Origin of the sequence: Thiomicrorhabdus sp., assembly GCF_041583835.1 — a bacterium.
Classification (GTDB): domain Bacteria; phylum Pseudomonadota; class Gammaproteobacteria; order Thiomicrospirales; family Thiomicrospiraceae; genus Thiomicrorhabdus.
Window position 1 is genome coordinate 15,743 of sequence record NZ_JBFHFC010000008.1, and the last position, 23,975, is coordinate 39,717.

Annotated in this window: 26 protein-coding genes; 10 read left to right on the forward strand and 16 right to left on the reverse strand. The window is 46.7% G+C overall.

The genetic code is table 11. The features are described from left to right. Positions 1 to 52: 52 nt before the first annotated feature. Together bioC and ABY044_RS06030 are read right to left on the reverse strand one after the other, a co-directional pair. Positions 53 to 1,006 carry a malonyl-ACP O-methyltransferase BioC gene (bioC, locus tag ABY044_RS06025; RefSeq protein WP_373019199.1) on the reverse strand — a complete coding sequence of 318 codons (954 nt, stop codon included), beginning with the start codon at positions 1,004 to 1,006 and terminating at the stop codon, positions 53 to 55. 18 nt (positions 1,007 to 1,024) lie between these two features. Beyond that, entirely contained in the window at positions 1,025 to 1,807 is a 783-nt protein-coding gene (locus ABY044_RS06030) for an alpha/beta fold hydrolase (protein ID WP_373019201.1), read from the reverse strand. Positions 1,808 to 2,062: 255 nt separating this feature from the next. On the opposite strand from ABY044_RS06030, the gene ABY044_RS06035 reads away from it, so the two are divergent. Beyond that, positions 2,063 to 2,272 carry a cold-shock protein gene (locus ABY044_RS06035; protein WP_373019203.1) on the forward strand — a complete coding sequence of 70 codons (210 nt, stop codon included), beginning with the start codon at positions 2,063 to 2,065 and terminating at the stop codon, positions 2,270 to 2,272. A 123-nt stretch (positions 2,273 to 2,395) separates the two neighbouring features. Here the strand turns inward: ABY044_RS06035 and ABY044_RS06040 are convergent, their stop codons facing one another. The 3 genes from ABY044_RS06040 to bioB are packed head-to-tail and all read right to left on the reverse strand — an operon-like array spanning position 2,396 to position 7,599. Then, positions 2,396 to 5,347: a DUF748 domain-containing protein gene (locus ABY044_RS06040; RefSeq protein ID WP_373019205.1), complete on the reverse strand. Its 2,952-nt coding sequence runs from the start codon at positions 5,345 to 5,347 to the stop codon at positions 2,396 to 2,398. A gap of 24 nt (positions 5,348 to 5,371) precedes the next feature. Beyond that, positions 5,372 to 6,547, reverse strand: coding sequence for an 8-amino-7-oxononanoate synthase (gene bioF / locus ABY044_RS06045; RefSeq protein WP_373019207.1), 1,176 nt, complete (start codon positions 6,545 to 6,547; stop codon positions 5,372 to 5,374). A gap of 32 nt (positions 6,548 to 6,579) precedes the next feature. Continuing rightward, positions 6,580 to 7,599, reverse strand: a complete 1,020-nt coding sequence (gene bioB, locus ABY044_RS06050; protein WP_373019345.1) for a biotin synthase BioB — start codon at positions 7,597 to 7,599, stop codon at positions 6,580 to 6,582. 113 nt (positions 7,600 to 7,712) lie between these two features. Here bioB and ABY044_RS06055 point away from each other — a divergent pair, with 113 nt between their 5' ends. Further along, positions 7,713 to 8,390: a ComF family protein gene (locus tag ABY044_RS06055; protein ID WP_373019209.1), complete on the forward strand. Its 678-nt coding sequence runs from the start codon at positions 7,713 to 7,715 to the stop codon at positions 8,388 to 8,390. A gap of 95 nt (positions 8,391 to 8,485) precedes the next feature. Then, a complete protein-coding gene (locus ABY044_RS06060) occupies positions 8,486 to 9,421 on the forward strand; it encodes a cation diffusion facilitator family transporter (protein WP_373019211.1) in 936 nt (311 codons plus the stop codon). On the opposite strand, the gene ABY044_RS06065 is transcribed toward ABY044_RS06060, so the two are convergent. The 11 genes from ABY044_RS06065 to hisB all read right to left on the reverse strand — a co-directional run bounded on the left by ABY044_RS06065 (position 9,402) and on the right by hisB (position 17,552). Continuing rightward, on the reverse strand, positions 9,402 to 10,088 hold the full coding sequence (locus tag ABY044_RS06065; RefSeq protein ID WP_373019213.1) for a zinc metallopeptidase: 687 nt from the start codon (positions 10,086 to 10,088) through the stop codon (positions 9,402 to 9,404). The two genes, ABY044_RS06060 and ABY044_RS06065, sit on opposite strands and share 20 nt — an antisense overlap. A gap of 88 nt (positions 10,089 to 10,176) precedes the next feature. Beyond that, positions 10,177 to 11,937 (reverse strand): thioredoxin domain-containing protein, encoded by a 1,761-nt coding sequence (locus ABY044_RS06070; RefSeq protein WP_373019215.1) that lies wholly within the window; start codon positions 11,935 to 11,937, stop codon positions 10,177 to 10,179. Between the two features lie 34 nt (positions 11,938 to 11,971). Beyond that, the gene (gene tatC, locus ABY044_RS06075) at positions 11,972 to 13,090 is read right to left on the reverse strand and encodes a twin-arginine translocase subunit TatC (RefSeq protein ID WP_373019217.1); all 1,119 of its coding nucleotides are present in this window, start codon (positions 13,088 to 13,090) and stop codon (positions 11,972 to 11,974) included. Between the two features lie 3 nt (positions 13,091 to 13,093). Continuing rightward, complete coding sequence (gene tatB / locus ABY044_RS06080) at positions 13,094 to 13,615, reverse strand: Sec-independent protein translocase protein TatB (RefSeq protein WP_373019219.1); 522 nt, start codon at positions 13,613 to 13,615, stop codon at positions 13,094 to 13,096. Positions 13,616 to 13,651: 36 nt separating this feature from the next. Further along, the gene (locus tag ABY044_RS06085; protein ID WP_373019221.1) at positions 13,652 to 13,900 is read right to left on the reverse strand and encodes a Sec-independent protein translocase subunit TatA; all 249 of its coding nucleotides are present in this window, start codon (positions 13,898 to 13,900) and stop codon (positions 13,652 to 13,654) included. Between the two features lie 224 nt (positions 13,901 to 14,124). Then, a complete protein-coding gene (locus tag ABY044_RS06090; RefSeq protein WP_373019223.1) occupies positions 14,125 to 14,445 on the reverse strand; it encodes a histidine triad nucleotide-binding protein in 321 nt (106 codons plus the stop codon). A 12-nt stretch (positions 14,446 to 14,457) separates the two neighbouring features. Next, positions 14,458 to 14,787 carry a phosphoribosyl-ATP diphosphatase gene (locus ABY044_RS06095; RefSeq protein WP_373019225.1) on the reverse strand — a complete coding sequence of 110 codons (330 nt, stop codon included), beginning with the start codon at positions 14,785 to 14,787 and terminating at the stop codon, positions 14,458 to 14,460. Then, a complete protein-coding gene (hisF, locus tag ABY044_RS06100) occupies positions 14,784 to 15,557 on the reverse strand; it encodes an imidazole glycerol phosphate synthase subunit HisF (RefSeq protein WP_373019227.1) in 774 nt (257 codons plus the stop codon). Before hisF ends, ABY044_RS06095 begins: the two co-directional genes overlap by 4 nt. Before the next feature lie 11 nt (positions 15,558 to 15,568). After that, positions 15,569 to 16,312 carry a 1-(5-phosphoribosyl)-5-[(5-phosphoribosylamino)methylideneamino]imidazole-4-carboxamide isomerase gene (gene hisA / locus ABY044_RS06105; protein WP_373019229.1) on the reverse strand — a complete coding sequence of 248 codons (744 nt, stop codon included), beginning with the start codon at positions 16,310 to 16,312 and terminating at the stop codon, positions 15,569 to 15,571. A gap of 14 nt (positions 16,313 to 16,326) precedes the next feature. Continuing rightward, positions 16,327 to 16,965 (reverse strand): imidazole glycerol phosphate synthase subunit HisH, encoded by a 639-nt coding sequence (gene hisH / locus ABY044_RS06110; protein ID WP_373019231.1) that lies wholly within the window; start codon positions 16,963 to 16,965, stop codon positions 16,327 to 16,329. Next, positions 16,965 to 17,552, reverse strand: a complete 588-nt coding sequence (gene hisB / locus ABY044_RS06115; protein WP_373019233.1) for an imidazoleglycerol-phosphate dehydratase HisB — start codon at positions 17,550 to 17,552, stop codon at positions 16,965 to 16,967. Before hisB ends, hisH begins: the two co-directional genes overlap by 1 nt. Before the next feature lie 462 nt (positions 17,553 to 18,014). Between hisB and ccoN the strand changes: the two genes are divergently transcribed. The 7 genes from ccoN to ABY044_RS06150 all read left to right on the forward strand — a co-directional run bounded on the left by ccoN (position 18,015) and on the right by ABY044_RS06150 (position 23,973). Beyond that, the gene (gene ccoN / locus ABY044_RS06120) at positions 18,015 to 19,445 is read left to right on the forward strand and encodes a cytochrome-c oxidase, cbb3-type subunit I (RefSeq protein WP_373019235.1); all 1,431 of its coding nucleotides are present in this window, start codon (positions 18,015 to 18,017) and stop codon (positions 19,443 to 19,445) included. Between the two features lie 74 nt (positions 19,446 to 19,519). Beyond that, positions 19,520 to 20,347, forward strand: coding sequence for a cytochrome-c oxidase, cbb3-type subunit II (gene ccoO, locus ABY044_RS06125; protein WP_373019237.1), 828 nt, complete (start codon positions 19,520 to 19,522; stop codon positions 20,345 to 20,347). A 5-nt stretch (positions 20,348 to 20,352) separates the two neighbouring features. After that, positions 20,353 to 20,535 (forward strand): hypothetical protein, encoded by a 183-nt coding sequence (locus ABY044_RS06130; RefSeq protein ID WP_373019239.1) that lies wholly within the window; start codon positions 20,353 to 20,355, stop codon positions 20,533 to 20,535. 20 nt (positions 20,536 to 20,555) lie between these two features. Next, positions 20,556 to 21,464 carry a cytochrome-c oxidase, cbb3-type subunit III gene (gene ccoP / locus ABY044_RS06135; protein WP_373019241.1) on the forward strand — a complete coding sequence of 303 codons (909 nt, stop codon included), beginning with the start codon at positions 20,556 to 20,558 and terminating at the stop codon, positions 21,462 to 21,464. A 118-nt stretch (positions 21,465 to 21,582) separates the two neighbouring features. Next, a complete protein-coding gene (locus ABY044_RS06140) occupies positions 21,583 to 21,723 on the forward strand; it encodes a hypothetical protein (RefSeq protein WP_373019243.1) in 141 nt (46 codons plus the stop codon). Positions 21,724 to 21,870: 147 nt separating this feature from the next. After that, positions 21,871 to 23,343: a cytochrome c oxidase accessory protein CcoG gene (gene ccoG, locus ABY044_RS06145; protein ID WP_373019245.1), complete on the forward strand. Its 1,473-nt coding sequence runs from the start codon at positions 21,871 to 21,873 to the stop codon at positions 23,341 to 23,343. Positions 23,344 to 23,451: 108 nt separating this feature from the next. Continuing rightward, positions 23,452 to 23,973 (forward strand): FixH family protein, encoded by a 522-nt coding sequence (locus tag ABY044_RS06150; RefSeq protein ID WP_373019247.1) that lies wholly within the window; start codon positions 23,452 to 23,454, stop codon positions 23,971 to 23,973. Positions 23,974 to 23,975: the final 2 nt, after the last annotated feature.

Here is a 23,975-nt window from a genome sequence, read left to right on the forward strand (position 1 = left end):
TTTCGATTTGTGACTCTAAACACCCGGACGAAAAATTTCCGGAGTCTTTTAATCAGAGTTGTTTGGTCTGTTTGGCAAAATCGTCGAGTGAAATTTCCACCAGGCCTGTTCGATCTCGATTCGGGCCTTTGATCACTTCTTGTGCTGCCCAAGCATGCCCGTGCACAACTTCATAGGTGGCCGGTAGCTTGCCGTCATGTTGTTTGGAGTCGCGCAGGTTCTCGTAGGCATCCAGCATAGCCTGGAACTTCTGTTTTCCCATCAAGCCGCGGTTACGGTTGAGGCTTGCGTTGGTTGCACCGATCGCTTTCAAGTCCTTGAGTACGCCCATCGGCTTGTCGTAGGTGAGCGTGTAGTTTTCCATGTCCATGACCGGCTGGCCGAAACCGTTGCGGATCAGGGCATCGCCGATGTCGTGCATGTCAACGAAATGGTTGACGTGTGGGTTCTCTGCATCGGCTGTAGCCCAGGCCTGTTTCAATTCTTTGAGTGTATCCGGCCCGAACGTGGTGAACATGATCAGTCCTTCGGGACGCAGGACTCGACGAAATTCCTGAAAGACGCGATCCAGATCGTCACACCATTGCAACATTAGGTTGCTCACTAGTAGATCGACACTGCCGTCCGCCAGAGGCAGGGCGTAAGCGTCGGCATTGACCAGCTCGGCGGCGGCTTTGGCAGCCAAGGATTGCGGCAGCCATTTAAACTTGGGTTGTTGTAAGCGTTCTCCGGCTCGTTTGAGCATGGCTTCCGACAAGTCGACGGCGATGGTTCGTGCCTGTGGATAACGTTGGATAACTTTTTCGGTCAGCAGTCCGGTACCGGCTCCCACATCGACAATCACTTGAGGTTGGAGTGTCGTCAGGGAAAGACGTTCGTCGACGCGTTCAGCCACCGTCTTCTGTAGAATTGCAGCATCGTCGTAGCTAGGCGCAGCATGGCTGAAATGCTGTTTTATATGGCTGCGATTGACTGCTGGAGAAGATAGGTTTGACTGTTCCGACATGGTGTTCCGTTTTACATTTCACTGCGTTGTGTTTAAAAATTCCTGCAGGGCCTGGGCAGTTTGTTCGGGGTGTGAATAAAACGGCATATGCGCCGCGCCCGAGATCATGCTGACCTGACCAAGAGGCTGTATTGTACTGAATTCCGAAACAAATTCCTTTGGAATCAACGGATCATTTTCGCCTAACAGCCATAAAACGGGCAGATGGAGCTGGTTTAGCGCTTCCCGGTTGTCCATCTCTTTAAGCAGTTGTAAGCCCTGTGCCAAACCGCCTAGCTTCGGTATCTTGCGGGTTTTCATCTGCTGCATGTAGTGTTTTATCAACTTGCGTGCACCGTCCGATCCTTGGATTTGAAGTTTCCAGAAGTGCTGCAGCGTCGCCAGGGTATCTTTCCCCAACGCCTGAATGAAATCGTTCATCAGTTTCGGGTTGACCGCCCAGTGCCAATCTTCGGTTTGCATAAAGCGTGGCGTTGAAGCCAGGCAGGTGAGACTCAAAATCTTTTCAGGATTGCGGATGGCGATCTGTTGAGAGAGCAGGCCCCCGAGCGACCAGCCGACCAAATGTGTCGGTTCGGGCAGGGCTGCAATAAGGGCGTCCAGCCAAGCCTGCTGGATATTTTCCGGTTTTTTGATTTCCGGGCTGTCTCCGAAACCGGGCAGTTCAATGAGTGTCACGCTGTAATCCGCGGCGAAATATTCCTTTATCCACTCTCTCCAGACACTGTTTTGAGCCCCCCAGCCGTGAATGAATGTAAGGTTAGGGCCTGAGCCGAATTGTTCTTTATGCAGCGTGGTCATGTTATAAATTCCAGAATTTCCAATGAATTAATTATGTTGTAAGTGGTTGTCAGGTAATGGATATTTTATCGATATTCGCTTCCGTTAAGGAACTATTACGAGCATCGAAATCGAATGTCATAAAACTTTAATCGGAGTAAGGAATTTTAACTATCTTTTTAAAGATCAACCTGTTACTATGCAAATGTCACACTTCTTTTTCAAGATCCTTTTGGAAAGGGGAAGGTGTGAAGATTGTTTAATTTGAGGTTTATCATGTCAGATGTAGTAACAGGTACCGTTAAGTGGTTTAACGATGAAAAAGGTTTTGGTTTTCTAGCACAGGAAAATGGTCCGGACGTTTTCGTTCATTTCCGCGCGATTAACGGTACAGGACGTCGCACTTTAGCAGAAGGGCAGTCTGTGTCTTTCGAGATTGTTGAAGGCGAAAAGGGCTTACAAGCGGCTAACGTACAGCCACTATAAGTGTTAAAAGCGGCGTTCGGAAACATCTAAAGGCCGCAAATTAACAGAATAAAGGCAGGTTTTACCTGCTTTTTTTATGTCTGCTATTCCTGTTATCCCTTCTGCTGTATGCCGCAATCCGACTTAAATGCCGACAGCAATTTTTGGAGCCGTGTTATCGGCAACCAATTTAGGTTGGCAGAGAATGACCTGACTGTTGGCGCTGCCCAGCTTTAATAAGTAACGTTTTATTTCAAGGTTACGGTTTTCCGCCAGTTTCAGCAATTGGTCGTCACTCACCAGTTCTTTGATGTTCTTGGCTTGTTTATCTTCTTTGTTTTCTTTGGTTTTCTTCGCTTTTTCTGCGGCCTGTTTAGCGAGCTCTGCTAAGAGGGCGCTGCGATCCGCTTCGTTTGCCAAGCCACAAATTTTGATTTGCACCCCTTTACGTTCCTGTAACAGAGTATGAATCTTTTTCAGGTACTCAAGCATTTGAGGCGTAAGCTGGCTTTGGCCTGCTACGAAGTCGATCGGTTGCAAGTTGACGGCCAGGTTTTGATTGAGTAGATAGTCTCCGGCGACCGCGATCGCACCGAAAGGTTGTAAGGCCAGTAATAGGTAGGTTTTGGTCGCTGCCTTCATCGCCGAACCTAAAGCGGTGTTAATCACATCCTGTAATTTAAAATTTGGATCGGTAATGTCGCCTTTAATCGGCAATTTAAGCTTGATGTTGTCCTGCTTGTCTCGCAATAAAGCCAGTGCGGCATCGATCGGCATGCTCAAACTTTGTTGAAATGACGTGTTTTCAGACTGTTCGGCCATGGTGAGTTTAAGTTTGTGCAGACGTAAATCGTTCTGGGCGTCGATTTTGTTTTCCACTAATTTGGTTTCTAAATCGGCTGAAAGTTGTCCGCTATCGATGTTGTACCCTAAAAACTGGGCGCTGGCCGGGCTTAATGCCACCAAGTCCATACCGTCGATATGCGTTGCAAGGTTGGCGGTGATTTTCGGGTTCAAAGGTTGAATCTGCCCTTTACTGGTGAGTTTGGTAAATTCATCCAACGTAACCTGCACTGCAAAATCGGTATCGCGATCCGGTTTTTGGCTGTTTAAAGCACCGAGTTTGAATTCGTCCAGTTGAATGGTTTTATTAAGCGGCTGATCAAATTGTTCCGATGTGAAATGGATCAGATGTTTGCCTTTGGTTTGGATAGCGTGCCACTTGTATTGGAATGCTGATTTTTCATCCGTATCGTTCGATTTAGCTTCTTTTTTCTCTACCGTCTCCGGCTTAGTCTCTTTTTCTGATTCAGCTGTTTGCGGTTCCTCTGATTGTGGCAGGCTTGCCAGCAAATTTTTAAGCTGAGTGATTTCCGCTTCTTTATTGATATTAAGGTAAGTTTGACTGCCGTTGAGTGTCAGGGTTCCGAGTTCCAGTTGGGAAAACTGATTGAGTTTTGCCTGACTCAAGTTGACTTTGTCCAGACTGATGAACTGGGTTTTAGCTTGTTCGCCGACATTCAATCCTTGTAACGATAAGTCTTTTACTTGAATGGAATCAAGCTGTTGAATATTAAGGTCCGAAATTGAGAGTTTATCTAAATCCACCAAGTTTTGTTGGGTGGTCATATTTTGGGTTTTTAGGGTTTGTAAGTCGATTTTTCCGTCGCTTTTAAAATCGGTTTCAGCACCTTGATTTAAAGCGATTTGGCCTTGCCAGTTAAAGGCTTGGACGCTTGCTTGATATGGAGGTTGAGAGGCAAGTAGATTGCTTAAACTCACACTACCTTGTTGTTTCAGTTGCACGCTGCCATCGTCGGCTAACGTCAATTGGGCGTTTAGCTTGGCTTGCAGATCTTGTTGGAGTTCGGTCTTGCTTACAGCATCGGAGATTTTGGCTTGTTTGAGCGTGAACTCCCCGTTCGCGTTGACTTGTGGGGTACTCTGGTTGTCGAATGTGACTTCACCTTGCCATTGGGCTTGCTGCATACCGGCTTCTATTCCGGGTTGTTGGAGTGCAACGTTTTGCAACTGTAGACGACCGGTTTGGGTAACGTGTACGCTGCCGTCCGGGTTGAGTAACGTCACCAGATTGAATTTGGCATCCAGGGATTGCTTGAGGCTAAGCTGTTTTTCAATGTCCTGTGCATTGAAGTTCTGCAGTTGAGCATGGCCGTTGAGGGTAATGGCCGGATCCTGTTCGCTTTCGATATAGCTGAAGTCACCGGACCATTTGAAGCTGTCCCAATCGGCTTGGTAAGGAGACATTTCAACTTTCATCTGGTTGATGAGGATGTCGCCTTGCTGCTGGAAATTAAGCCCTTGCGGGAACAGTTGGGCGGTAAATGTAAGATCGGTGGTCAGTTCTCCGCTGGCTTTGATGTCCGGTTGTTCTGCCAGGTAAGGCAATGTCGCCAAGTTGAGTTGGTCGACTTTTAAAGTTCCGACGACTTTAGGGTATTGACTAAACAGGTGTAGCTGAAAGTTGGTGGCGATGCGTGAGTGATTCAGATAGCTGTTCAAAATCATACGCGCAGGGGTATCGTCCCACATATAGAGATTGTTTAGGCTGAGTTTGTCCAGTGTGTAGGAGGTCTGCTTAATGGCGTGATTGGGACGGATTAACTCCAGGGTCAGGTCTTCAATATCAAGGTTTTCAAGACCGAATAGAAAAAACGGCGTTGTACTTTCCTTGGGTTCTTTTTCGGAAGACAGCGGAATATCGATACCGGCCAGTTGAATGCTTTTCGGATCGGATTGGGTGATCTGGATAAAGCCGTGTTGCAATTGTAAATGTTTTAGCAGGAAGTGTTTTTGCCATAAGGCGCGTAGCTGCATTTGCACACTTAGATTATCGGCTGAAAGTACGGTGTGTTGCTGGTCGACGATCTGCAGGTCTTTAATGCTGAGTCGGCCGGTAAACAGGTTGAAATCGACATCTTCGATTGAGACTTGATCGGCGCCTTGGTGTTGAAGGGCTTTTTGAATGCCGAGTTGAATGCCGAATGGTAACAGGATCAACATTAATCCGATTACGCTGAGAATGCCCACGGTCCATTTGTATTGCTTGAGAGTGGAAAGTAAGCGTTGGAGCATGGCAAAAATCCCTGTACAAATTATTTACGTGTTTGCTTTTTGAATAGCTTCTAAGGCGGTTAGCAAGGCGTCAATCTGTTCCGAAGTATGGCCGGCGGAAAGCGTGACACGCAATCGCGCCTGGCCTTTCGGTACGGAAGGTGGTCGAATAGCCGTTACCCAAAAGCCTTTTTGTTTTAATGCTTCGCTCCATTGTAACGCAGTTTGACTGTCACCCAATATAATTGGTTGTATCGCGGTATGCGATTCCCATAGGGTTAGGCCAATTTGTTGTGCACCTTGGCGGAACTGTTGGATATGTTGTTGCAATTGAGCCCGTTCGGCATCGGCCGATTGAACTAATTTTAATGCGGTTCGAGTGGCGAGCGCATTTAAAGGCGACATGGCCGTGGTATAGATATAGGGGCGAGCAAATTGAATCAAACTTTCTATCAGGATTTGACTGCCGGCGACAAACGCGCCCGAGGTTCCGAAAGCTTTGCCTAAGGTGCCGACTTGGATAGTGTCCTGATTCGGTTGAACCCCTAGATAGTCGAAACAGCCGCGTCCTTGTTTGCCTAACATACCGAACCCGTGTGCGTCATCGACCATTAACCAGGCCTGGTGGGTTTCGGCAAGTTGTTGAATGTCCGCCAGTGGTGCCATGTCGCCGTCCATGCTGAATACGCCGTCGGTGACGATCAGGGTCTGTCCAGTCTTGATCGACTGTAAGCGGCGCTCCAAGGCGTTCATATCAAGATGCGGGTAGCGTTTCAGAGTGGCTTCACTATTCAACGCGCCGTCGACCAACGAGGCGTGATTCAGTTTATCAGCCAGAATGGTGTCTCCGGGCTGCATCAACACCTGTTGTACCGCCAGATTTGCCATGTATCCGGTTGAAAACAGCAGTGCGCGTTCTACGCCGAGCCAGTCGGCCAGTTCGTCTTCCAATAAGTGGTGTTGCAGAGAGTGGCCGGTGACCAGATGCGCGGCACCGGAACCGTAACTGATGTCCTGGTTGGACAGGCCGTCGAGAACGGCTTGTTTGATATCCGGATGATTGGCAAGTCCGAGATAGTCGTTGGAGCTGAAGTTGACCACCTGAATGCCGTTGATCTGCATTTGCGCCCGTTGGGCACTAAAGCTCAAGGGGCGTTGACGGTACAGATGCTGTTGGCGTTTGAGTTCCAACAGCGGCTGAAAACGGGTTTCAATGGACATGAGTATGTGCTTCAGCGTTAGGACGGTATCGTTTAACCCGTCAATTCAGTGACTTGTTCCGAAAGCTTTTTAGCGGCCATTTCGGCTTTGACGTTTTGCTGCATGCGAATGCCGAGTTTGGCGAACAGCTGTGTGTCATGATCCGATTCGGGGTTGTCGGTGGTCAGAAGCTTGTCGCCGTAGAAAATCGAGTTTGCACCGGCAAAGAAACAAAGCGCCTGAGCTTCGTCGGTCAGACTCATGCGTCCTGCCGACAGGCGGACATAGGTCTGCGGCATCAGGATACGGGCCGTTGCAATTACGCGGATGAACTCAAACGAATCGGTTTTGTCTTTCATGTGCGCCAACGGCGTTCCTTCGACGGCAACCAAAAGGTTGATCGGCACCGAGTTCGGGTGGACGCGCATGGTCGAGAAAGTGCGCAACAATTCAGCGCGGTCTTTGTGTTGTTCGCCCATACCGATGATACCGCCCGAACAGACGTTGATACCGGCCTGCTGTACCTTGTCGATAGTGTCCAGGCGATCCTGGTAATTACGGGTGGTGATGATTTTCGGATAGAACGCTTCCGACGTATCCAGATTGTGATTGTAATAATCCAGTCCGGCTTCTTTAAGCTGTGCTACCTGATCGTCGTTCAACATACCCAGAGTCAGACAGGTTTCCAAGCCAAGGTCTTTGACGACGCGAACCATTTCCAGAACACGCGGAAAATCTTTCTTGGTCGGATTTCTCCAAGCTGCACCCATGCAGAGACGGGTCGCGCCGCGCTCTTTGGCAACCAGAGCTTGCTCGATGACTTCCTGGACTTCCATCATCTGCTCTTTTTCAATGTCGGTCTGGTTGCGTGCGCTTTGAGAACAATAGGCGCAATCTTCCGCGCAACCACCGGACTTGATGTTAACCAGGGTGCTGGTTTGAACTTCGTTCGGATCAAAGTATTGACGATGGACGGTCTGGGCCTGGAAGATCAGGTCGTTGAAAGGCTGATCCATGATTTCGCGAATCTCCTCCACTGTCCAGTCGTGTCGAATTTGTCCTAGTTTTTCCATGTTCATAGCTTTGTTCCAGTCTTTAGTAATTACGCGTAAGACGTCTCTAAAAGTTGCTTTTAATGAGATATTATAACTTATTACCATGAAAGAGCGTTAAAGGAGTGTGTCGGTTGCATTGGCTGGAGAGATGGTTGTTGCCGTCAAAATGCGTGCTGAGCGGGGAGGATTCGGAATTGCTGGATATCTCCGAAAGGTTGGTCGAGAGCTGGCGAGTACCTTTGGAGGTCTGTCCGCAGTGTTGCGAACCGAGTCCGGGCGGACAGGTGTGCGGTGCGTGCCTGACAAAACCGCCTAGTTTCGACCGTACCCAAGTCGGTTTTTATTTTGAAAAAGAGTTGGTCGATTTGGTTTACGGTCTTAAGTATCAAAACCGTTTCGCTTTCAGCCGGATATTGGCCGAACTTTTAATGTCGCGCCTGCAGGACGATAAAGTGGATGCCCTTGTTTTCGTCCCTTTGCATGTGAAAAGGCGTCGGGATCGCGGCTATAACCAAGCCGAGTTAATTGCACAGCAACTTGCGAAACATTTCCGGATTCCATTAATTGGAAACGGGGTCGAAAGAGTAATGGATACGCCTTCGCAAACGCACCTGGACGCGAAACAGCGCCACCGAAACCTTAAAAATGCTTTTAAGGTCGATTCCTCGGCATTTAGAGGTGTGCGAAGGATCGCCTTGGTGGACGATGTCATTACCACAGGTGCGACAATGTTACAGTTATCCCGAGCGATCAAGTCGCATACGGAAATCGAATGGGTTGAGGCTTGGGCAGTGGCTAAAACAAAGTGATACAATCGTTTCAAGTTTCGACGTCTTGATGGATTCCCGAACCCTATCCGTTTATGCGAAACAAACCCCGAATAATAATCTGAAAAGGAATGGAAATGAGCGTTCAACCGGTTTCTCACCATCATAATCACATAAGTGAAACCAATGACAAAAATCAACGTAAGGTTTTGATCGCGGCCATTATCACCGGCAGTTATATGCTGGTAGAGATAATCGGCGGTTTGTGGGTGAATTCGATCGCATTGGTGGCGGACGGTGTGCACATGCTGATGGATGCGGTGGCTTTGGCGATTGCATGGTGGGGATTCCACATGAGTAAGAAACCGGCAAACGAACGAATGACGTTCGGCTATCAACGGGTTCAGATCTTGACTGCCTTCATCAATGGTTTTACTTTGCTGTTAATTGTCGGTGGAATTGTGATCTTGGCGATACAGCGCTTTTTCGATCCTCAGGAGATTCTAGGGAAAGAGATGTTTGTGTTGGCGTTGATCGGCTTATTGAATAATTTGGTGGTGTTTTGGATTTTACATTCCGGGGATCAGCATAATATGAATATGCGCGGTGCGACCTTGCATTTCTTGGGCGATACGCTGGGATCGGTGGCGGTTATCGCCGGAGCCATTTTGATCTATTTTACCGACTGGACGCCGATCGACCCGATTTTGTCATTGTTGATTGCTTTGATTGTCGGCATAGGGGCGTATCGCTTGACCCGGGAATCGATGCATGTGCTGTTGGAAGGCGTTCCTGCGGGGTATGAAATCAAAGATATTGCTCAGGACTTAGAATGCCGTTTTGATTATTTGACGGCGGTACATCACATTCATTTGTGGGCGATCAGTGAAGAGCAGGTGGTTATGACGTTGCACGCCAAAACCGATTTAGAGCACATTAATGATGCTGCCTTGGCTGAAATTAAGCAGTACTTGCTCGACGAACACAAGGTTCACCATGTGACCTTGCAGCTTGAGAGTGATTGGACAGAAGTGAAGCCTGAGTTAATTCATTCTAACGCTTCAATGCTTTAAGCCACTTCCAGAGATTAAAGAGGCTCGACAACGAAGCCGCTACATATGTCATAGCGCAGGCGAACAGAATGGTCTTCGCCTGTTTTCGATCTTTCTTACTGAGATATTCGCCTTCCTGTAAAAGCGGTAACGCTCGATTGAAGCTGGCGTCGAATTCGACCGACAGAGTGCTGAGGTGAATGATTACCGGTACGCCCATAGCGATAAATCCTGCACCGAAGGTCATGAGTCCGACAATCGGCGTGTGGCTTAGCGGAATCAGGATGGGCGTTGCCATTAAGGCAATCCCCGCAAATTTCTGCATGACAGCGGCACGTTCAACCAGTATGGTTCGTTGTTTTAGCTGCGGATAATCGGTTTTATCTTGCAGTGCATGGCCGATTTCATGCGCTACCGTCGTGATGGCCGTTAAGCTGTTCGAATGTGCATTTTCACTGGAGATGCGCACGACCTTTTCAATCGGATCGTAATGGTCGCCTTCTGCGGTTTCTTCAACCCGTACACCTTTTAGATCGTATTTTTTGACGAGATGTTCGGCAAATTGTAAGCCGCTGCCCGGAATATCGGGATGTGGTGTACGGTGTTTATTCAGTATGTATTTGGTCCACAAGCTAGGCAGTGTGGTGAGGATAAACAGTATGACAAAGCCGACGACTAACAGCCCCATGAAAAGTCCTTTGAATAGCGATTAGGCAAATCTAAATTCGGGTTTAATGATTGAGGAATCATTCTAACGGATTCGTTTAGTTGTGTCGTTAATCGGTTTGGCATTCCAGTGCGATTAGATAGCTGGCGAAGTCGAGCGGGTTTTGGCGTAAGAGATCCGCGAATCCAGCGTTGCGTTTTTCTCCTCGGTCGTCGGTTGAACATTCCAATAAAGCCGATGGGCTGGGGGTGGCCGTATCTTTAAGTGCAATAAAACGGTTTTGACCCGGTAAAAGAAAATCGGTGCTGGTTTGCCAGCCCTGTTTATTCAAAAAGCGTCTGAGTGTGGATTCAGTCAGTGCTTGTATGCCTTCTTGCAGTGTGTTGTCAGGCGCAACTCTTTGTAAGCTCTGTAGTCCTTGGATTACATAGGCGTAATCTTCCAACGAGGCGTGACCGATGTATTTTGCGTCCCCGGTGAGCGCTTTGGGTGGTTCGGGTTGATTGAGTAGATCGATTAACCGGTTGGCGAGTTGTTGCGCTTTGATCAGGTAGTCCTTTTGTCCGACGGCTTCATAAGCACTTACGTAAGCCGATAATGTCAGGCCGTTCCAGCCGAGTATGTATTTATCGTCGCTCGGAATATCTGTAACCGTGGCTTGTAAAGTTGTTTTAATTTCAGCCCAATGTTCCATCGTGGGACTCGGGTGCCAGCCCAGTTCATAAGGAGCCGGCTGGTCAAGTCGCCAAAGGTGTTCGGCTTCTTTAAACGCCGTCGTTGAAAGTTTCTGTCGCAGTTGCTTTCGATTAAACAGGTAATTCCCGCCTTCACGTCCTTGTTTGTCCAAAGCGGACTGACTGCTTTTAAATAGTCCGAGTTTTGGCGAGTACAAATGCTTTTCCATGTAGTGCAGTGTGTCTTCGGCGGTTTTCAGGTAGCGGTTATTATGAAATTTATGGCCGGCTACAAAGTAGGCTTTTGCTAACAGGGCATTGTCGTACCCCATTTTTTCAAAATGCGGTGTTTGCCACTCCGGATCGACGGTATATCGATAAAAGCCGCCATTGATGTGGTCGATCAAGTGTTGAGACTGCATTTGGTCGAATGTCAGTTCCAGCCAAGCCTGTTGTGTTTCCGAAAGAGAGTTTTGTTCCAATAAGCTTAAAATTAAGGGCATTTGAGGAAACTTGTGGCTGCCTTTCAGTCCGCCGCTTAAGTCATCCAGAGATTGATCGAGATGTTGCAGTAAGAGCGAGCGGAATTCTTGTAGTGAGATTGATTTGGATGCTGTCTGTTTTGTCGATGTGGTTTCGGCTAATGAGCGGATTCTTTTGGATTGGGTTTTCCAGAGTTCGGATAGGTCAATTAAAGTTCGTTTATAGTTCGTGTTGGGTAAATAGCCAAACGCGGCAAACGGATAACCTTTCGGAGTGAGGACGACATGTTGCGGCCAGCCGGCTTTGCCGGTTACCCGGCGAGAAAAATCGATTAGGTAGTTATCCAGATCAGGGTTGAGTTCACGGTCGATTTTCACCGGAACAAAAAAACGATTCATGATTTCGGCTGCATCCGGATCTTGGTAGTTCTCTTTTTGCATGACATGACACCAGTGGCATGCAAAGTAACCACTGGAAATCAGAAGGGGGCGATTGTCTTGCTGTGCATGACGTAATGTAAGTGTATTCCATGGTTGCCAATGAACGGGGTCTTCGGCGTGCATGGCTAAGTAAGGGCTTGGGTGGTTGCTTAGGGTATTGACAGGATCGATCTTGGTTTCGATCGCTTTAGCTTGAACGCAAACGGTCAATAAAGTGATTGAGAACAGTCGTAAGAACGGGAATTTTAAGCAGGGTGTTTGCAAACTGAACAAGTCTGTCCAGTTTGCAAAAAGCGAAGAATTTCGACTATTTTTTGGTTTCGTTACCCGATTCCTTAGAATCTGCATCCGTTTGAGTGTCAGATGTGTCCTTAGGTTCGGTATCGGTCGATTTCGATTCTTTTGATTCATCGGACTTATCTGTCGTTTCATCTTGAGAAGTGGGTTGGCTGCCAGCAGGTTTTTCATTTGCTTGCTTCTCCGCTTCTTTACGTTTGTTGTACTCTTGTTCCAAGATGTTCATTTCAGAATCGATTTTATCGAATTCGTCGTCCCAGTCAAAATCGTCATCAACCTGATCCGCGTAGCGATCGTCAAATTCGTATTCCGGTTCTGCCGCTTGAGCCGCCGTTTTTCGGGTTGAATCGTCAGGATCATGCGGTGTATCGTCGTCTTCGGTGCTGATGCCTTTGCGTTTAAGGACAGTCGCTCCGACCAAAACGCCTAGTTCATAAAGCAGCCACATCGGAATTGCTAATAGGGTTTGCGAAATGATGTCCGGCGGAGTGAGAAGCATACCGATGACAAAAGCACCGACGATCACGTATGGGCGCGCATGCGACAGTTTTTTCGGTGAAGCCATGCCGGTCAATATTAATAGAACCGTGACAATCGGTACTTCAAACGCCATACCAAACGCGAAGAACATCTTGATGACAAAATCCAGGTACAACGAGATATCGGTTGCGATGGTTACGCCGTCCGGTGCGGTCGTGGAAAGGAATCCGAATACCAATGGGAAGACGACATAATAAGCGAAAGCACCGCCTGCATAGAACAGGAACGAACTGAAAAACAGAATCGGAGCGATCAGTTGACGTTCATGTGTATACAGTGCCGGAGCGATGAAGCGCCAAAGTTGATACAGCAATACCGGCATCGCCATGTAGATCGCAAGCACCAAACTTAATTTGAAAGGGGTTAAGAATGGCGATGCCACGCCCGTCGCAATCATGCTCGTGCCTTCCGGCAGGAATCTTGAAAGCGGCTCGGAAATATAGGTATAGATTTCGTTGGCAAACGGGAACAGGATTAAGAAAAACACCAATATGGCTAACACCGCTCGGGTAAGACTGCTCTTTAGGTCAAGCAGGTGTTGAACCAGGGTCATTTCTTGGTCATGTGGTGGCAGCGCAGAATTGCTCATGGCTTAACTTTTTGATTCCGTATTGCGGGTGCCTGAATCAGCAGCTGGATTGGCCGGTTCCTTCTCAGCCGAAGCAACTGATTCAGGAGTTGAGGCCGGAGCTGCCGATGAGGCTGTATTTTCTTGCGGTTTAGGTTGCGCGGCTTCTTGAGGTCGAACCGGTTGCGCCGGAGCCTTGGAAAATTGACTTTGCACGGGTGCGTCAATTTCTTGCTGCTGTCCGCCAAAAGACGGTCGAGTCACGTTTTCCAAGTCGAGGTCTTCTGCTGGTTGAGCAAAGCTTTTATGCAAATCTTTTTCAAGTTCTTGCAGCTGCTGTTGCTCTTCCTTTAGGTCGATGGTCTCTTTTAACTCACGAACGGTTTCCTGCCAGTGACCTTCCTCTTTTACGGAATTGATAAAACGCTTGGTTTTACCCATGAAGGAACCCAGTTTACGGGCCACTTCAGGCATGCGTTCAGGCCCGATCACCAATAAAGCGATGATGAGCACAACGAGGAGTTCTAGAAAACCGATGTCAAACATCGCAATGACAACCTAAGTTAGAAATTAATAAAAGGATTAAGCTTTGTCTTTGTTTTCAGCAGGTTTTTTCTCTTCTGCTGCAACATCAAACACGTTTTCGCCTTCTTTCTTCTCTAGCTTTTGTTCAGCTTCAGCGGCGTCTTTTTTGTCTTCTTCTTTGACTGCGCTCTTGAAGCCTTTGATTGCACTACCTAAATCGCTACCTACGTTTCTTAAACGTTTTGCTCCGAATAGCACCAATACGATTGCTAGGATGATCAGTAATTGCCAAATGCTAATGCCCATGTTTTGCTCCGTTACGTTCACGCTTATTTGTAAGTCGTGGTTGATTCGTTGTTGTAAGCCCCAAAAATATCATTTATTACAGGAGGATATATTCGGGCTAAATATTAATGACCGCTAATAATAGCAAATAACTCAATGGCTTTACACAAAAAAAACTTGTGAGGCATTGGTTTTGATTATCGTTTAGCGGTCTGGATTCGCTAGGGTGCTTTGCCGACGTCGGACTAATTGCCCAGCAAGTGGATGTGTAGATGGAAGACTTCTTGTCCTCCGGATTCGCCGGTATTGATCTGGGTTTTGAATCCATCCAGATTTTGTGCTTGTGCCAGTTGAGGCAAAAGTAACATCATGTGACCCATTAAATCCTTATCTTCCGGCGTTAAGTCGAATAAAGTGGCAATCGGTTTTTTTGGAATCACTAAAAGATGTACGCGGGCTTTTGGATTAATGTCGTTAATCACAATGCACTTGTCATCTTCATACACAATCGTTGCAGGAATTTCACGGTCAATGATCTTGCTGAAAATCGTTTTTTCGGTACTCATGAAGCGTTTTCCTTATTTTGTACGGTTGGCTTTCTCTTCGTGTCCTGAGAGGCCGAAGCGTCTTTGTAATTCTGTCGTAACGTCGTTGCTCGACAAACCTTGTGAAGCAAGTAGCACCATGGTGTGAAACCAAAGATCCGCTACTTCGTAAACTAAATGGTTTTTGTCGCCGTTGTGCTCGATGTCCTTAGCGGCCATCAGCGTTTCTGCCGATTCTTCGGCGATCTTTTTCAGGATTTTTTCCAATCCTTTGTCGTATAGACTCGCGACATAGGACTGGCTTGGATCATCCTGTTTACGTTCTTCTAATACTTGGTCGAGTTGTGACAGGATGTCGCTCATAGTCTTACCTCAATACCATCTGCCTGCATGGCCAGTTTGGCTTCTTCGATGGTGTGTTGTCCGAAGTGAAAGATGCTGGCTGCCAGAACCGCTTCTGCATGTCCTTCGGTAATGCCTTTGGATAAATGAGACAGTTCGCCGACGCCACCGGAAGCGATAACCGGAATTTTGACGCTATCGGCGATGGTACGGGTTAACTCAATATCGAAACCGATTTTGGTTCCGTCGCGATCCATGCTTGTGAGCAGTAGTTCGCCGGCACCGAGTTCTTGCATTTTTTTAGCCCATTCGACTGCGTCGATTCCGGTCTCTTTGCGTCCGCCGTGAGTGAATATCTCCCACTTGTCCGGCTCGCCTTCCTGGCTGACCTTTTTGGCGTCGATCGCAACGACGATGCATTGCGAGCCGAAAGCATCGCAGGCTTCTTTGACGAACCCGGGATTGAAAATCGCTGCAGAGTTAATCGCAACTTTATCCGCACCGGCATTAAGCATGGTGCGAATGTCTTCAATCGAACGAATTCCGCCGCCTACGGTCAGGGGGATGAATACTTGGCTGGCGACTTTTTCAACGACATGCACCATGGTATCGCGTTCGTGGGCGGTGGCTGTAATGTCTAAAAAAGTGATTTCGTCGGCACCTTGTTCGTCGTAACGTTTAGCGACCTCAACCGGGTCTCCGGCGTCGCGAATGTCGACGAACTGTACGCCTTTGACGACTCGACCGTCGTCAACGTCCAAGCAAGGGATGATACGTTTTGCTAAGCTCATTTCGCGGATTCTTATCGTGTTGGTGAAAGTTGATCTGACAAAGCCTGACCTTCTTTGAAGTCTAAAGTGCCTTCGTAGATGGCGCGACCGGTGATGGCGCCGGTCACACCGTCGGCTTCAATGGTGGCCAGTTGGCGAATGTCGTCCAAATTGGTGATTCCGCCTGAAGCGATAATTGGGATGCTTAACGCTTTTGCAAGCGCTTGCGTCGCTTCGATATTGACGCCTTGCATCATGCCGTCGCGTCCGATGTCGGTATAGATGATCGCTTCGACACCGTCGTCTTCAAACTGTTTGCCCAGAGCCGTGACTTCGTGATCGGTAACTTCCGCCCAGCCGTTGATTGCGACCATGCCGTCTTTAGCATCCAGTCCTACCATGATGTGTCCCGGGAAGGCTTTGCAGGCTTCGGCAACGAATTCAGGGTTGTGAACCGCTTTGGTTCCGATAATGCAGTAGCTTACACCTGCATTTAGATAGGCTTCGATGGTTGCAAGGTCGCGGATACCGCCACCGATCTGGATTGGTAGATCCGGATAGGCTTCGCGTACTTGGTAAACCGCTTCGCCGTTAACCGGTTTGCCTTCGAAAGCGCCGTTTAGGTCAACCATGTGCAGGCGGCGAGCGCCTTCGTTGACCCATCTTTCCGCCATGGCAACGATGTCGCCGGAGAAAACGGTCGCGTCTTCCATGATGCCTTGGCGTAGGCGTACGCATTGTCCGTCTTTTAAATCAATTGCTGGAATCAGTAGCATTGTTTGTCCTTAATTTATTGTCCGTTCCACTGTAAGAAGTTCTTGAACAGTTGGATACCGTGTTCCGCACTTTTTTCCGGGTGTGCCTGAATGGCAAATAAATTTTTTGTGCTTAACGCTGAGGCGAAGGTTTCGCCGTGAGTGGTCTGGCCTGCAATATAGCCGGTGTTCTCAGGTTGAACATAGTAGCTATGCACGAAATAAAAACGGCTGTCTTGCGGTATGTTGTGCCATAAGGGGTGTTCATTTGTTTGGTGAATCTGGTTCCATCCCATGTGGGGAACTTTAAGCTCGGGATTGGATTCAAGATCAAAATGTTTAACGTTACCCTTGATGACGTCCAGGCATTCGACCCCATCATTCTCGTCGCTATGCGACATCAGTACTTGAAGTCCCATGCAGATGCCTAGAAATGGTTTTTCCTTGGCCGCTTTTTGGATCGGATGAATCATTCCGGTATCGAGTAGTGCTTGCATGCACGCTTTTGCAGCACCCTGTCCCGGAAAAATGATAGCGTCCGCCGCTTCGATTTCGTCCGGATGGCTGGTGACGATGATTTTGGTGTTTGCGTCAGCGGCATGCTCGGCCGCTTTAGAGACCGAGCGTAAATTTCCCATGCCGTAATCCACCACGGCAACTAACTTTTGACTCATTACAAACTGCCTTTGGTTGACGGCATTTTTCCTGCCATACGCTCATCGGCGCTCAAGGCCATGCGTAATGCGCGACCGAAAGCTTTGAAAATGGTTTCTGCCTGGTGGTGGGCGTTATGCCCGCGCAGACAATCGATGTGTACGGTCGCCTGGGCGTGGTTGACAAACCCCTGGAAGAATTCGAATACCAATTCAGTTTCGAATTGACCGATTCGCGCACGGGTAAAGTCGGCGTTGAAAACTAATCCAGGTCTGCCCGAAAGGTCGATGACAACTCTGGATAGGGCTTCGTCCAGCGGTACATAAGCGTGTCCGTAACGGGTGATTCCCTTTTTGTCACCGACCGCTTCTTTGAGTGCTTGGCCCAGCGTGATGCCGATATCTTCCACTGTGTGGTGATCGTCAATGTGGGTGTCGCCGTTGGCTTCGATGTCTAAATCGATCATGCCGTGACGGGCAATCTGATCGAGCATGTGTTCGAAAAAAGGAACACCGGTTTTTAGTTTGGCTTCGCCTTGTCCGTCAAGGTTTAACGAAATTTTTATTTGCGTTTCCAAAGTGTTGCGTTCGATATTGGCAGTGCGCATCTTTAAATCCTAGTAAACGAAATTTGCACAATATAATAACTGAATCTGCATGGGTTTGATATGTTATCGAACAGGAATCTTGAATATGGGGTGGTTCTGGTGTCGATATCACGGTAGGCACGAATTGTATCGGGCATTTAAGTTGTCGTTATTTGCATGTTGAAAAGTGGGTTATAAGCTTTACTTGATAGGGGTATATAAATTTTTTTAGTACCTAACGTGCCCTATGTTTGGGATAATCAAAAAGATTTATTTGAAAGTCGTCTTCTGTGCTTTTGGTTTGTTGAACGAAAATCCACTAAAAATCTTGATATGGATTAAGTTTAATTTTCATTTTAGGCGGGTCTTTTTGATAGGGCATTGTATAATACAAGCCGATTGAGGAGCCTGTTCCGTAAATGAAATGCAATTTTCAACGCGGAAGAGGGTAAAACTTTAAGACTATAAAGGGGAATCCGACTGATGGATACTACAGCAAAACCACAATATGACAATGGTGTGGTTCAGTATTTGACGGTAGGTGCTGTTGCTTTTTTGGTGCTGGGTACTTTTATGGGTACTTTTGCAGCTGCTCAGCTAGCATGGCCTGCGTTAAATTTTGATATCGCTGAAATCACTTTTGCACGTTTACGTGTAATGCATACCAATACGGTAATTTATGCATTTGGTGGTATGACGTTAATGGCGACAGCCTTCTACACTGTTCAAAGAACGAATGGTGTGAAGCTTTGGAGCAATGCAATGGCTTGGTGGACGGCGATCTTGTTCACAATCGGGCTTTTGGCTGTTGTTGTTACCATTTCTTTAGGAATGAGTACCGGTAAAGAGTACCACGAACAAGAGTGGCCGCTAGCAATCGCTATCGCTGTTGTTTGGACGCTTTACACGTTTAACTTCATTATGACGATTGCGTCACGTAATAAAGAAACTCACCCGAACGTTTACGTTTCGAACTGGTTCTTTATGGGTATGATGATTGCAATCACTTACCTGTATGTTGTAAACGGTTTGGCCATTCCGGTTTCATTGTTCCGTTCTTATTCGCTATTTGCGGGTGTTCAGGATGCGATGATTCAGTGGTGGTGGGGTCATAATGCTGTAGGTTTCTTCCTAACGGCCGGTTTCCTTGCGATCATGTACTACTTCGTACCTAAGCAAGCGCAACGCCCTATTTACTCTTACCGCCTATCTGTAATCCACTTCTGGGCATTGATGTTCGGTTATGTATGGTTAGGTGCTCACCACCTTCAATATACGGCTCTTCCGGATTGGACAGGTTCTTTGGGTGCGGTTATCTCTTTGGCGATGATCATTCCTTCATGGGGTGGTGCATTGAACGGGATGCTGACGCTTTCTGGTGCTTGGGATAGATTGCGTACAGACTACATTCTACGTTTCTTGATTATCTCTTTGGCTTTCTATGCGATGTCGACTTTCGAAGGTCCTGTAATGGCTTCGAAAACTGTAAACGCACTATCTCACTATACTGACTGGACGATTGGTCACGTTCACTCTGGTGCTTTAGGTTGGGTTGCAATGGTGTCGATCGGTGCTTTGTATCACATGATTATGAAGTTATGGAACACTGAGATGTATTCAATGAAGTTGATTAACTTCCACTTCTGGTTGGCGACAATCGGTACGGTGTTCTACATTGTTGCGATGTGGGTATCCGGTATCATGCAAGGTTTGATGTGGCGTGCTTATGACGAGTACGGTACTTTGGCTTATACCTTTGCTGAATCGGTTGCTGCGATGCATCCTTATTATGCAATGCGTGCATTAGGTGGCTTGTTATTCTTCACGGGTGCGGCAGTCATGTTGTACAACGTTGTGATGACAATCCGCATGGCAAATGCGAAATCAACCAGTCAGGTTGAAGCACACGCATAATAATCTGAGTCATAGAGCGGCAATTATTTTAATTGCCGCTTAATTGAAACTAATGAGTTGAGGAGCACAAACTCATGGCAGACAATCAAGAACCTAAAAATATCCAGGATGGTTTAGAGCGTAATATCTTTGCTCTGTTCCTGGCTACCGCATTCGCAGTTTCGATTGCCGGTATCGTTGAAATCGTACCGTTGTTTTATCTCAAGTCTACAGTGGATTACACTGAGAAAACCGATAAATACGGTAACGTTAAAAACGAAAAATTCCCAGAGTTGGTTTGGGAACGTACTTTCTCCGAAGAGAATGGCAAATTAGTGGCTGATAAAGCACTTTATAAGCAAGACAAGAACGGTAAGTGGGTTGTCGCTGACTGGAAAGCGGGTGATGGTGTTCGTCCATATACTCCGTTAGAGTTGGCCGGTCGTGATATCTACTTGCGTGAAGGTTGCTATATCTGCCATTCACAGATGATTCGTCCTTTCCGTGATGAGCGTGAGCGTTATGGTCATTATTCATTGGCGACCGAGTCAATGTATGATCACCCTATGCAGTGGGGTTCAAAGCGTACGGGTCCTGATATGGCGCGTGTTGGTGGTAAGTATTCCGATGAGTGGCATGTTATGCACTTGATGCGTCCACAAGACATGGTTCCTGAATCTGTAATGCCTGCATACCCATGGTTAGCTGAAAACAGCATTGAAAAAGATTTCTTCGGTACTAAGCGTGATATGTCTACAAGACTTTCTGCAATGCGTACTTTGGGTGTTCCATACACCGATGAAGAAATTGCGAATGCAAATGAAGCTATCAAAGGGCATACAGAGATGGATGCATTGGTCGCATACTTACAGGTTCTAGGAACCATGGTTAAGTTGGATGATAGCAAAACATACCGCGAGTAATATCGGTGAGTAATCTTGAACACTATTTCAGTACCGACTGGTCTGCAATGACAGGCCATGATTGGGCTGGATTAATCATCACAGTATTGGTTTTCTTCGGAATGTTGATTACATTCTGGCTGACGTTGCGCCCAAGTAAGCGTAAAGAGCTAGAAGAAGAAAAATACAAGATATTGAAAGATGACTAATTATTCTGAGGAGAATAACTATGGCACAACATAATCCATGGCCGGATGAAGGGAATACTGGTCATATTTGGGATGAAGATCTTCGTGAGTTGGATAACCCTCCTCCACTTTGGTGGATGTTGTCTTTCTATGCCGGATTCATCATGATCGTTTTCTACACTTTGTACTACCCAGTAATTCCATTGACTGATGGAACGGGTGGATATACAAAAGGTGTAGCTGGTTGGACTCAGGTTGAAGAATATCACGACGACTATAAAGTATTGAAAGATTGGCGTAAGGCTAAATTTGCAGATAAAGAAGAGAAGTTAGCTTCAATGTCTGTAGATGAAATCCTTAAAGATGACGATTTGAAATCTTATGCGATCGCGACTTCAAAAATGTTGTTTGGTGATTACTGTGCAGCCTGTCACGGTGCGGGTGGTCAGGGTAACCCTAACTTCCCTGTTTTAGCTGATGATGATTGGTTGTGGGGCGGTAAAGCTTCTCAAGTTCAAGCCTCGATCACTAACGGACGTATTGGTAACATGCCTGCTAAAGGTATGATGGGTAACTTAAACGAGCAAGAAATTGCCGATGTTGCTGATTATGTTATCGCACTATCTGAAGGTAAGGGTAACGATGCATCTGTTGCAGCCGGTAAAGCTGTATACATGAAAGGTATGTGTATGGCTTGTCACGGTCCTGCCGGTAAGCCTTTGGCGCCAGCAGGTGCTGCAAACCTAACCGATCAGGTTTGGCGTTTTAGTTCCGATCGTGATGAGATTATCAATGTCATCACCAATGGTGTGAACGTTAAGAAAAACGGCGTTTACGTTGCTGGTACTAAAAAAGCGATTATGCCATCATTCAAAGAGCGTTTACCTAACGCAGACGTGAATATCAAACGTCTGACCGTTTATGTACACTCTCTTGGTGGTGGACCGTAGTGAAGGTTGAGGTAATCAACGACTGAGCTAAAGTTAAAAGGGAGAGCCGATGTGTTCTCCCTTTTTGTTTTTAGTTGTTTAAAAACTTGATTTAAATCAAGAATGAGGAGATATACAGATGGGTGAATTAAATAACGACTGGGTCCTTTGGGGTTCAATTGCAGCTGTTGTGTTAAGTATCGTCGCATTGGTTGGATTTGCTTGGAAAGCGACTCGAGGAATCGAGGGACTTGAGAAAGATGAAAACGAAGTTAAATAATCATTTAAGTTTATAAACAAAAGTGGGCCTGCATATGTAGGCCTATTTTTGTTTATGGGGTTTGATAAAAACAATAACTTATGCATGGCCAAGTTATTTTTATAAAATGTACGCCGCAAGGAATAATTGATCGCAAGGATTGTATTTATGTCAACAGAAGAACAAGTTAAGCATCAGGAAAGAAGACATACAGGCTCCGTACTTGATGAGATGGATACCAGTAACAAAAACCTACAAAATATTGGTGTAGAGTTGTTGCCGGTACATACCGGCGGTACGGTGCATGCAAAGCGTATTGCGGGTAAGTTCCGTTCGTTTAAATGGTGGGCGGCGTCCTTTTGGATTATCTTGTTTGTCGGTCCTTATTTGAGATGGGACGGACATCAAGCTATTTTGTTCGACCTGCCGAACCGACAGTTCCATATTTTCGGTTTGACGATTCTTCCGCAGGATATTTGGATTCTTGCAATGATCCTGCTGTTTTTTGCTCTATTACTCGCTGCAACAACGGCGATTGCCGGTCGTATGTGGTGTGGATACTTCTGCTTCCATACCGTCTGGACGGACGTGTTTACATGGATCGAAGAAAAATTCGAAGGCCAGCCAAACAAACGTATCAAGTTGGAAGAGCAGCCTTTAAATTTTGATAAGTTGAAGATCAAAGTGCCGAAACATTTGATTTGGTTGTTCATTGGTTTGGCGACTTCATTCAGTTTCGTAGCGTACTTTGTCGATGCTTTGGATTTATGGTCACGTCTATTTTCGTTTGAATGGGGCGTTACCGAAACGACGGTCATTATTGTATTAGGTTTAGCGACGTACTTCTTTGCCGGAATTCTGCGTGAGCAGGTTTGTATCGGCTTCTGTCCATATGCTCGTATTCAGGGTGCGATGTACGATACGGAAACCGTTGTACCGACGTACGATAACGAACGTGGGGAACCTCGTGGACGTATGAAGCGTACTAAGCCTGGCGAAGAAGCCCCTCAGCTTGGTGACTGTATCGACTGTAACCTTTGTGTAGCGGTTTGTCCTACCGGAGTAGACATTCGCTTAGGTCAGCAATTCGGCTGTATTACGTGCGGTTTATGTATTGATGCATGCGATTCGGTCATGGAAAAGATCAAGAAGCCGAAGGGCTTGATCCGCTATGCGTCGCTTTCGGAATTTGGTGGAAAGGAACTGCCTGCAGTGTGGAAACGTCCGAGAGTTGTCGTCTATAGTTCTATTATGCTATTTGCAGCCGCAATGATTCTTTGGGGATTGCTGACCATGTCGCCAATCGATGTAAAGGCACTGCATGAAAGAGCGCCGCTATTTGTCCAAATGAGTGACGGAAATATCCAGAATAAATGGACAATGAAGGTCGTTAACAAAGGCAATATGCCGATGGCCGCCAAAATTACGGTTGAAGGCCCAGAAGGATTGGATTATTCGCTAGATAAACAAATTATCGATATTCTGCCTGGAAACGTCGGGTCAACGGCTTTGTTTGTGCGTATTCCTAGAAAACAATTGGAAGGCGTGAACACTCCGATTGTGATTCGAGTGATCGATGAAAATAATCCGACCAGTGAGTCAACCTATGAAACTACTTTCATCGGACCTCAGAAACGTTGATATGGTTATCAGTCATACTGTCTCAATGATGACTTAATTAAAATTTGATTGATACTGTATAATAAAAAGCCCTTTATCAGGGCTTTTTTATTTTCAGGAGAAGAGTAAATGTCGCAAGCTAAACAAGACACGCGCGATTGGAGTGTTGCGTGGAAAAATCCTTTTGTTGTTGCATGGTTTGTGATCTTGACGATCGTTCTGGCTGTGAATTTCTTTATGGTAAGTATGGCAATCATAACGAACCCCGGTTTGGTTGTTGACGACTTCTATGAAAAAGGTAAAAACATGGAAGCGGTGCTGATTAACCGTAAACGCATGGAAGATATGGGTTGGCAGTTAAATGTCGATTTACCCCTGCTGAAGGAAGGTAAAGACGAAACTGTTAAGTTGACCGTCCTTGATAAAGAAAATAAGCCGTTTGATGTCGATTCCGCCGTACTCTATTATTATCGTCCGTCTGACAAGAATATGGATGGTGAAGTACCATTGGTTTCAACGGGAGTAACGGGCCAATACGAAGCGAAATTCCACTTACCGCTCAAAGGAAAATGGGATTTGTTAATGGAGGTCCATAAAGGCGATCTTCACTACAATATCGGGCGTTCGATCATGGTTCAGGATCCAGAGTAGTT

Coding starts and splice junctions, on each gene's coding strand:
- ABY044_RS06090 (WP_373019223.1), bottom strand. CDS start 14,445: ATGAGTACCGAAAAAACGATTTTCAGCAAGATCATTGACCGTGAAATT.
- ABY044_RS06060 (WP_373019211.1), top strand. CDS start 8,486: ATGAGCGTTCAACCGGTTTCTCACCATCATAATCACATAAGTGAAACC.
- ABY044_RS06150 (WP_373019247.1), top strand. CDS start 23,452: ATGTCGCAAGCTAAACAAGACACGCGCGATTGGAGTGTTGCGTGGAAA.
- hisA (WP_373019229.1), bottom strand. CDS start 16,312: ATGCTACTGATTCCAGCAATTGATTTAAAAGACGGACAATGCGTACGC.
- bioF (WP_373019207.1), bottom strand. CDS start 6,547: ATGTCCATTGAAACCCGTTTTCAGCCGCTGTTGGAACTCAAACGCCAA.
- ABY044_RS06030 (WP_373019201.1), bottom strand. CDS start 1,807: ATGACCACGCTGCATAAAGAACAATTCGGCTCAGGCCCTAACCTTACA.
- tatC (WP_373019217.1), bottom strand. CDS start 13,090: ATGAGCAATTCTGCGCTGCCACCACATGACCAAGAAATGACCCTGGTT.
- ABY044_RS06095 (WP_373019225.1), bottom strand. CDS start 14,787: ATGAGCGACATCCTGTCACAACTCGACCAAGTATTAGAAGAACGTAAA.
- ABY044_RS06065 (WP_373019213.1), bottom strand. CDS start 10,088: ATGGGGCTGTTAGTCGTCGGCTTTGTCATACTGTTTATCCTCACCACA.
- ccoP (WP_373019241.1), top strand. CDS start 20,556: ATGGCACAACATAATCCATGGCCGGATGAAGGGAATACTGGTCATATT.
- hisF (WP_373019227.1), bottom strand. CDS start 15,557: ATGAGCTTAGCAAAACGTATCATCCCTTGCTTGGACGTTGACGACGGT.
- ccoG (WP_373019245.1), top strand. CDS start 21,871: ATGTCAACAGAAGAACAAGTTAAGCATCAGGAAAGAAGACATACAGGC.
- ccoO (WP_373019237.1), top strand. CDS start 19,520: ATGGCAGACAATCAAGAACCTAAAAATATCCAGGATGGTTTAGAGCGT.
- ABY044_RS06085 (WP_373019221.1), bottom strand. CDS start 13,900: ATGGGCATTAGCATTTGGCAATTACTGATCATCCTAGCAATCGTATTG.
- hisH (WP_373019231.1), bottom strand. CDS start 16,965: ATGAGTCAAAAGTTAGTTGCCGTGGTGGATTACGGCATGGGAAATTTA.
- tatB (WP_373019219.1), bottom strand. CDS start 13,615: ATGTTTGACATCGGTTTTCTAGAACTCCTCGTTGTGCTCATCATCGCT.
- ABY044_RS06035 (WP_373019203.1), top strand. CDS start 2,063: ATGTCAGATGTAGTAACAGGTACCGTTAAGTGGTTTAACGATGAAAAA.
- ccoN (WP_373019235.1), top strand. CDS start 18,015: ATGGATACTACAGCAAAACCACAATATGACAATGGTGTGGTTCAGTAT.
- ABY044_RS06140 (WP_373019243.1), top strand. CDS start 21,583: ATGGGTGAATTAAATAACGACTGGGTCCTTTGGGGTTCAATTGCAGCT.
- hisB (WP_373019233.1), bottom strand. CDS start 17,552: ATGCGCACTGCCAATATCGAACGCAACACTTTGGAAACGCAAATAAAA.
- bioB (WP_373019345.1), bottom strand. CDS start 7,599: ATGGAAAAACTAGGACAAATTCGACACGACTGGACAGTGGAGGAGATT.
- ABY044_RS06040 (WP_373019205.1), bottom strand. CDS start 5,347: ATGCTCCAACGCTTACTTTCCACTCTCAAGCAATACAAATGGACCGTG.
- bioC (WP_373019199.1), bottom strand. CDS start 1,006: ATGTCGGAACAGTCAAACCTATCTTCTCCAGCAGTCAATCGCAGCCAT.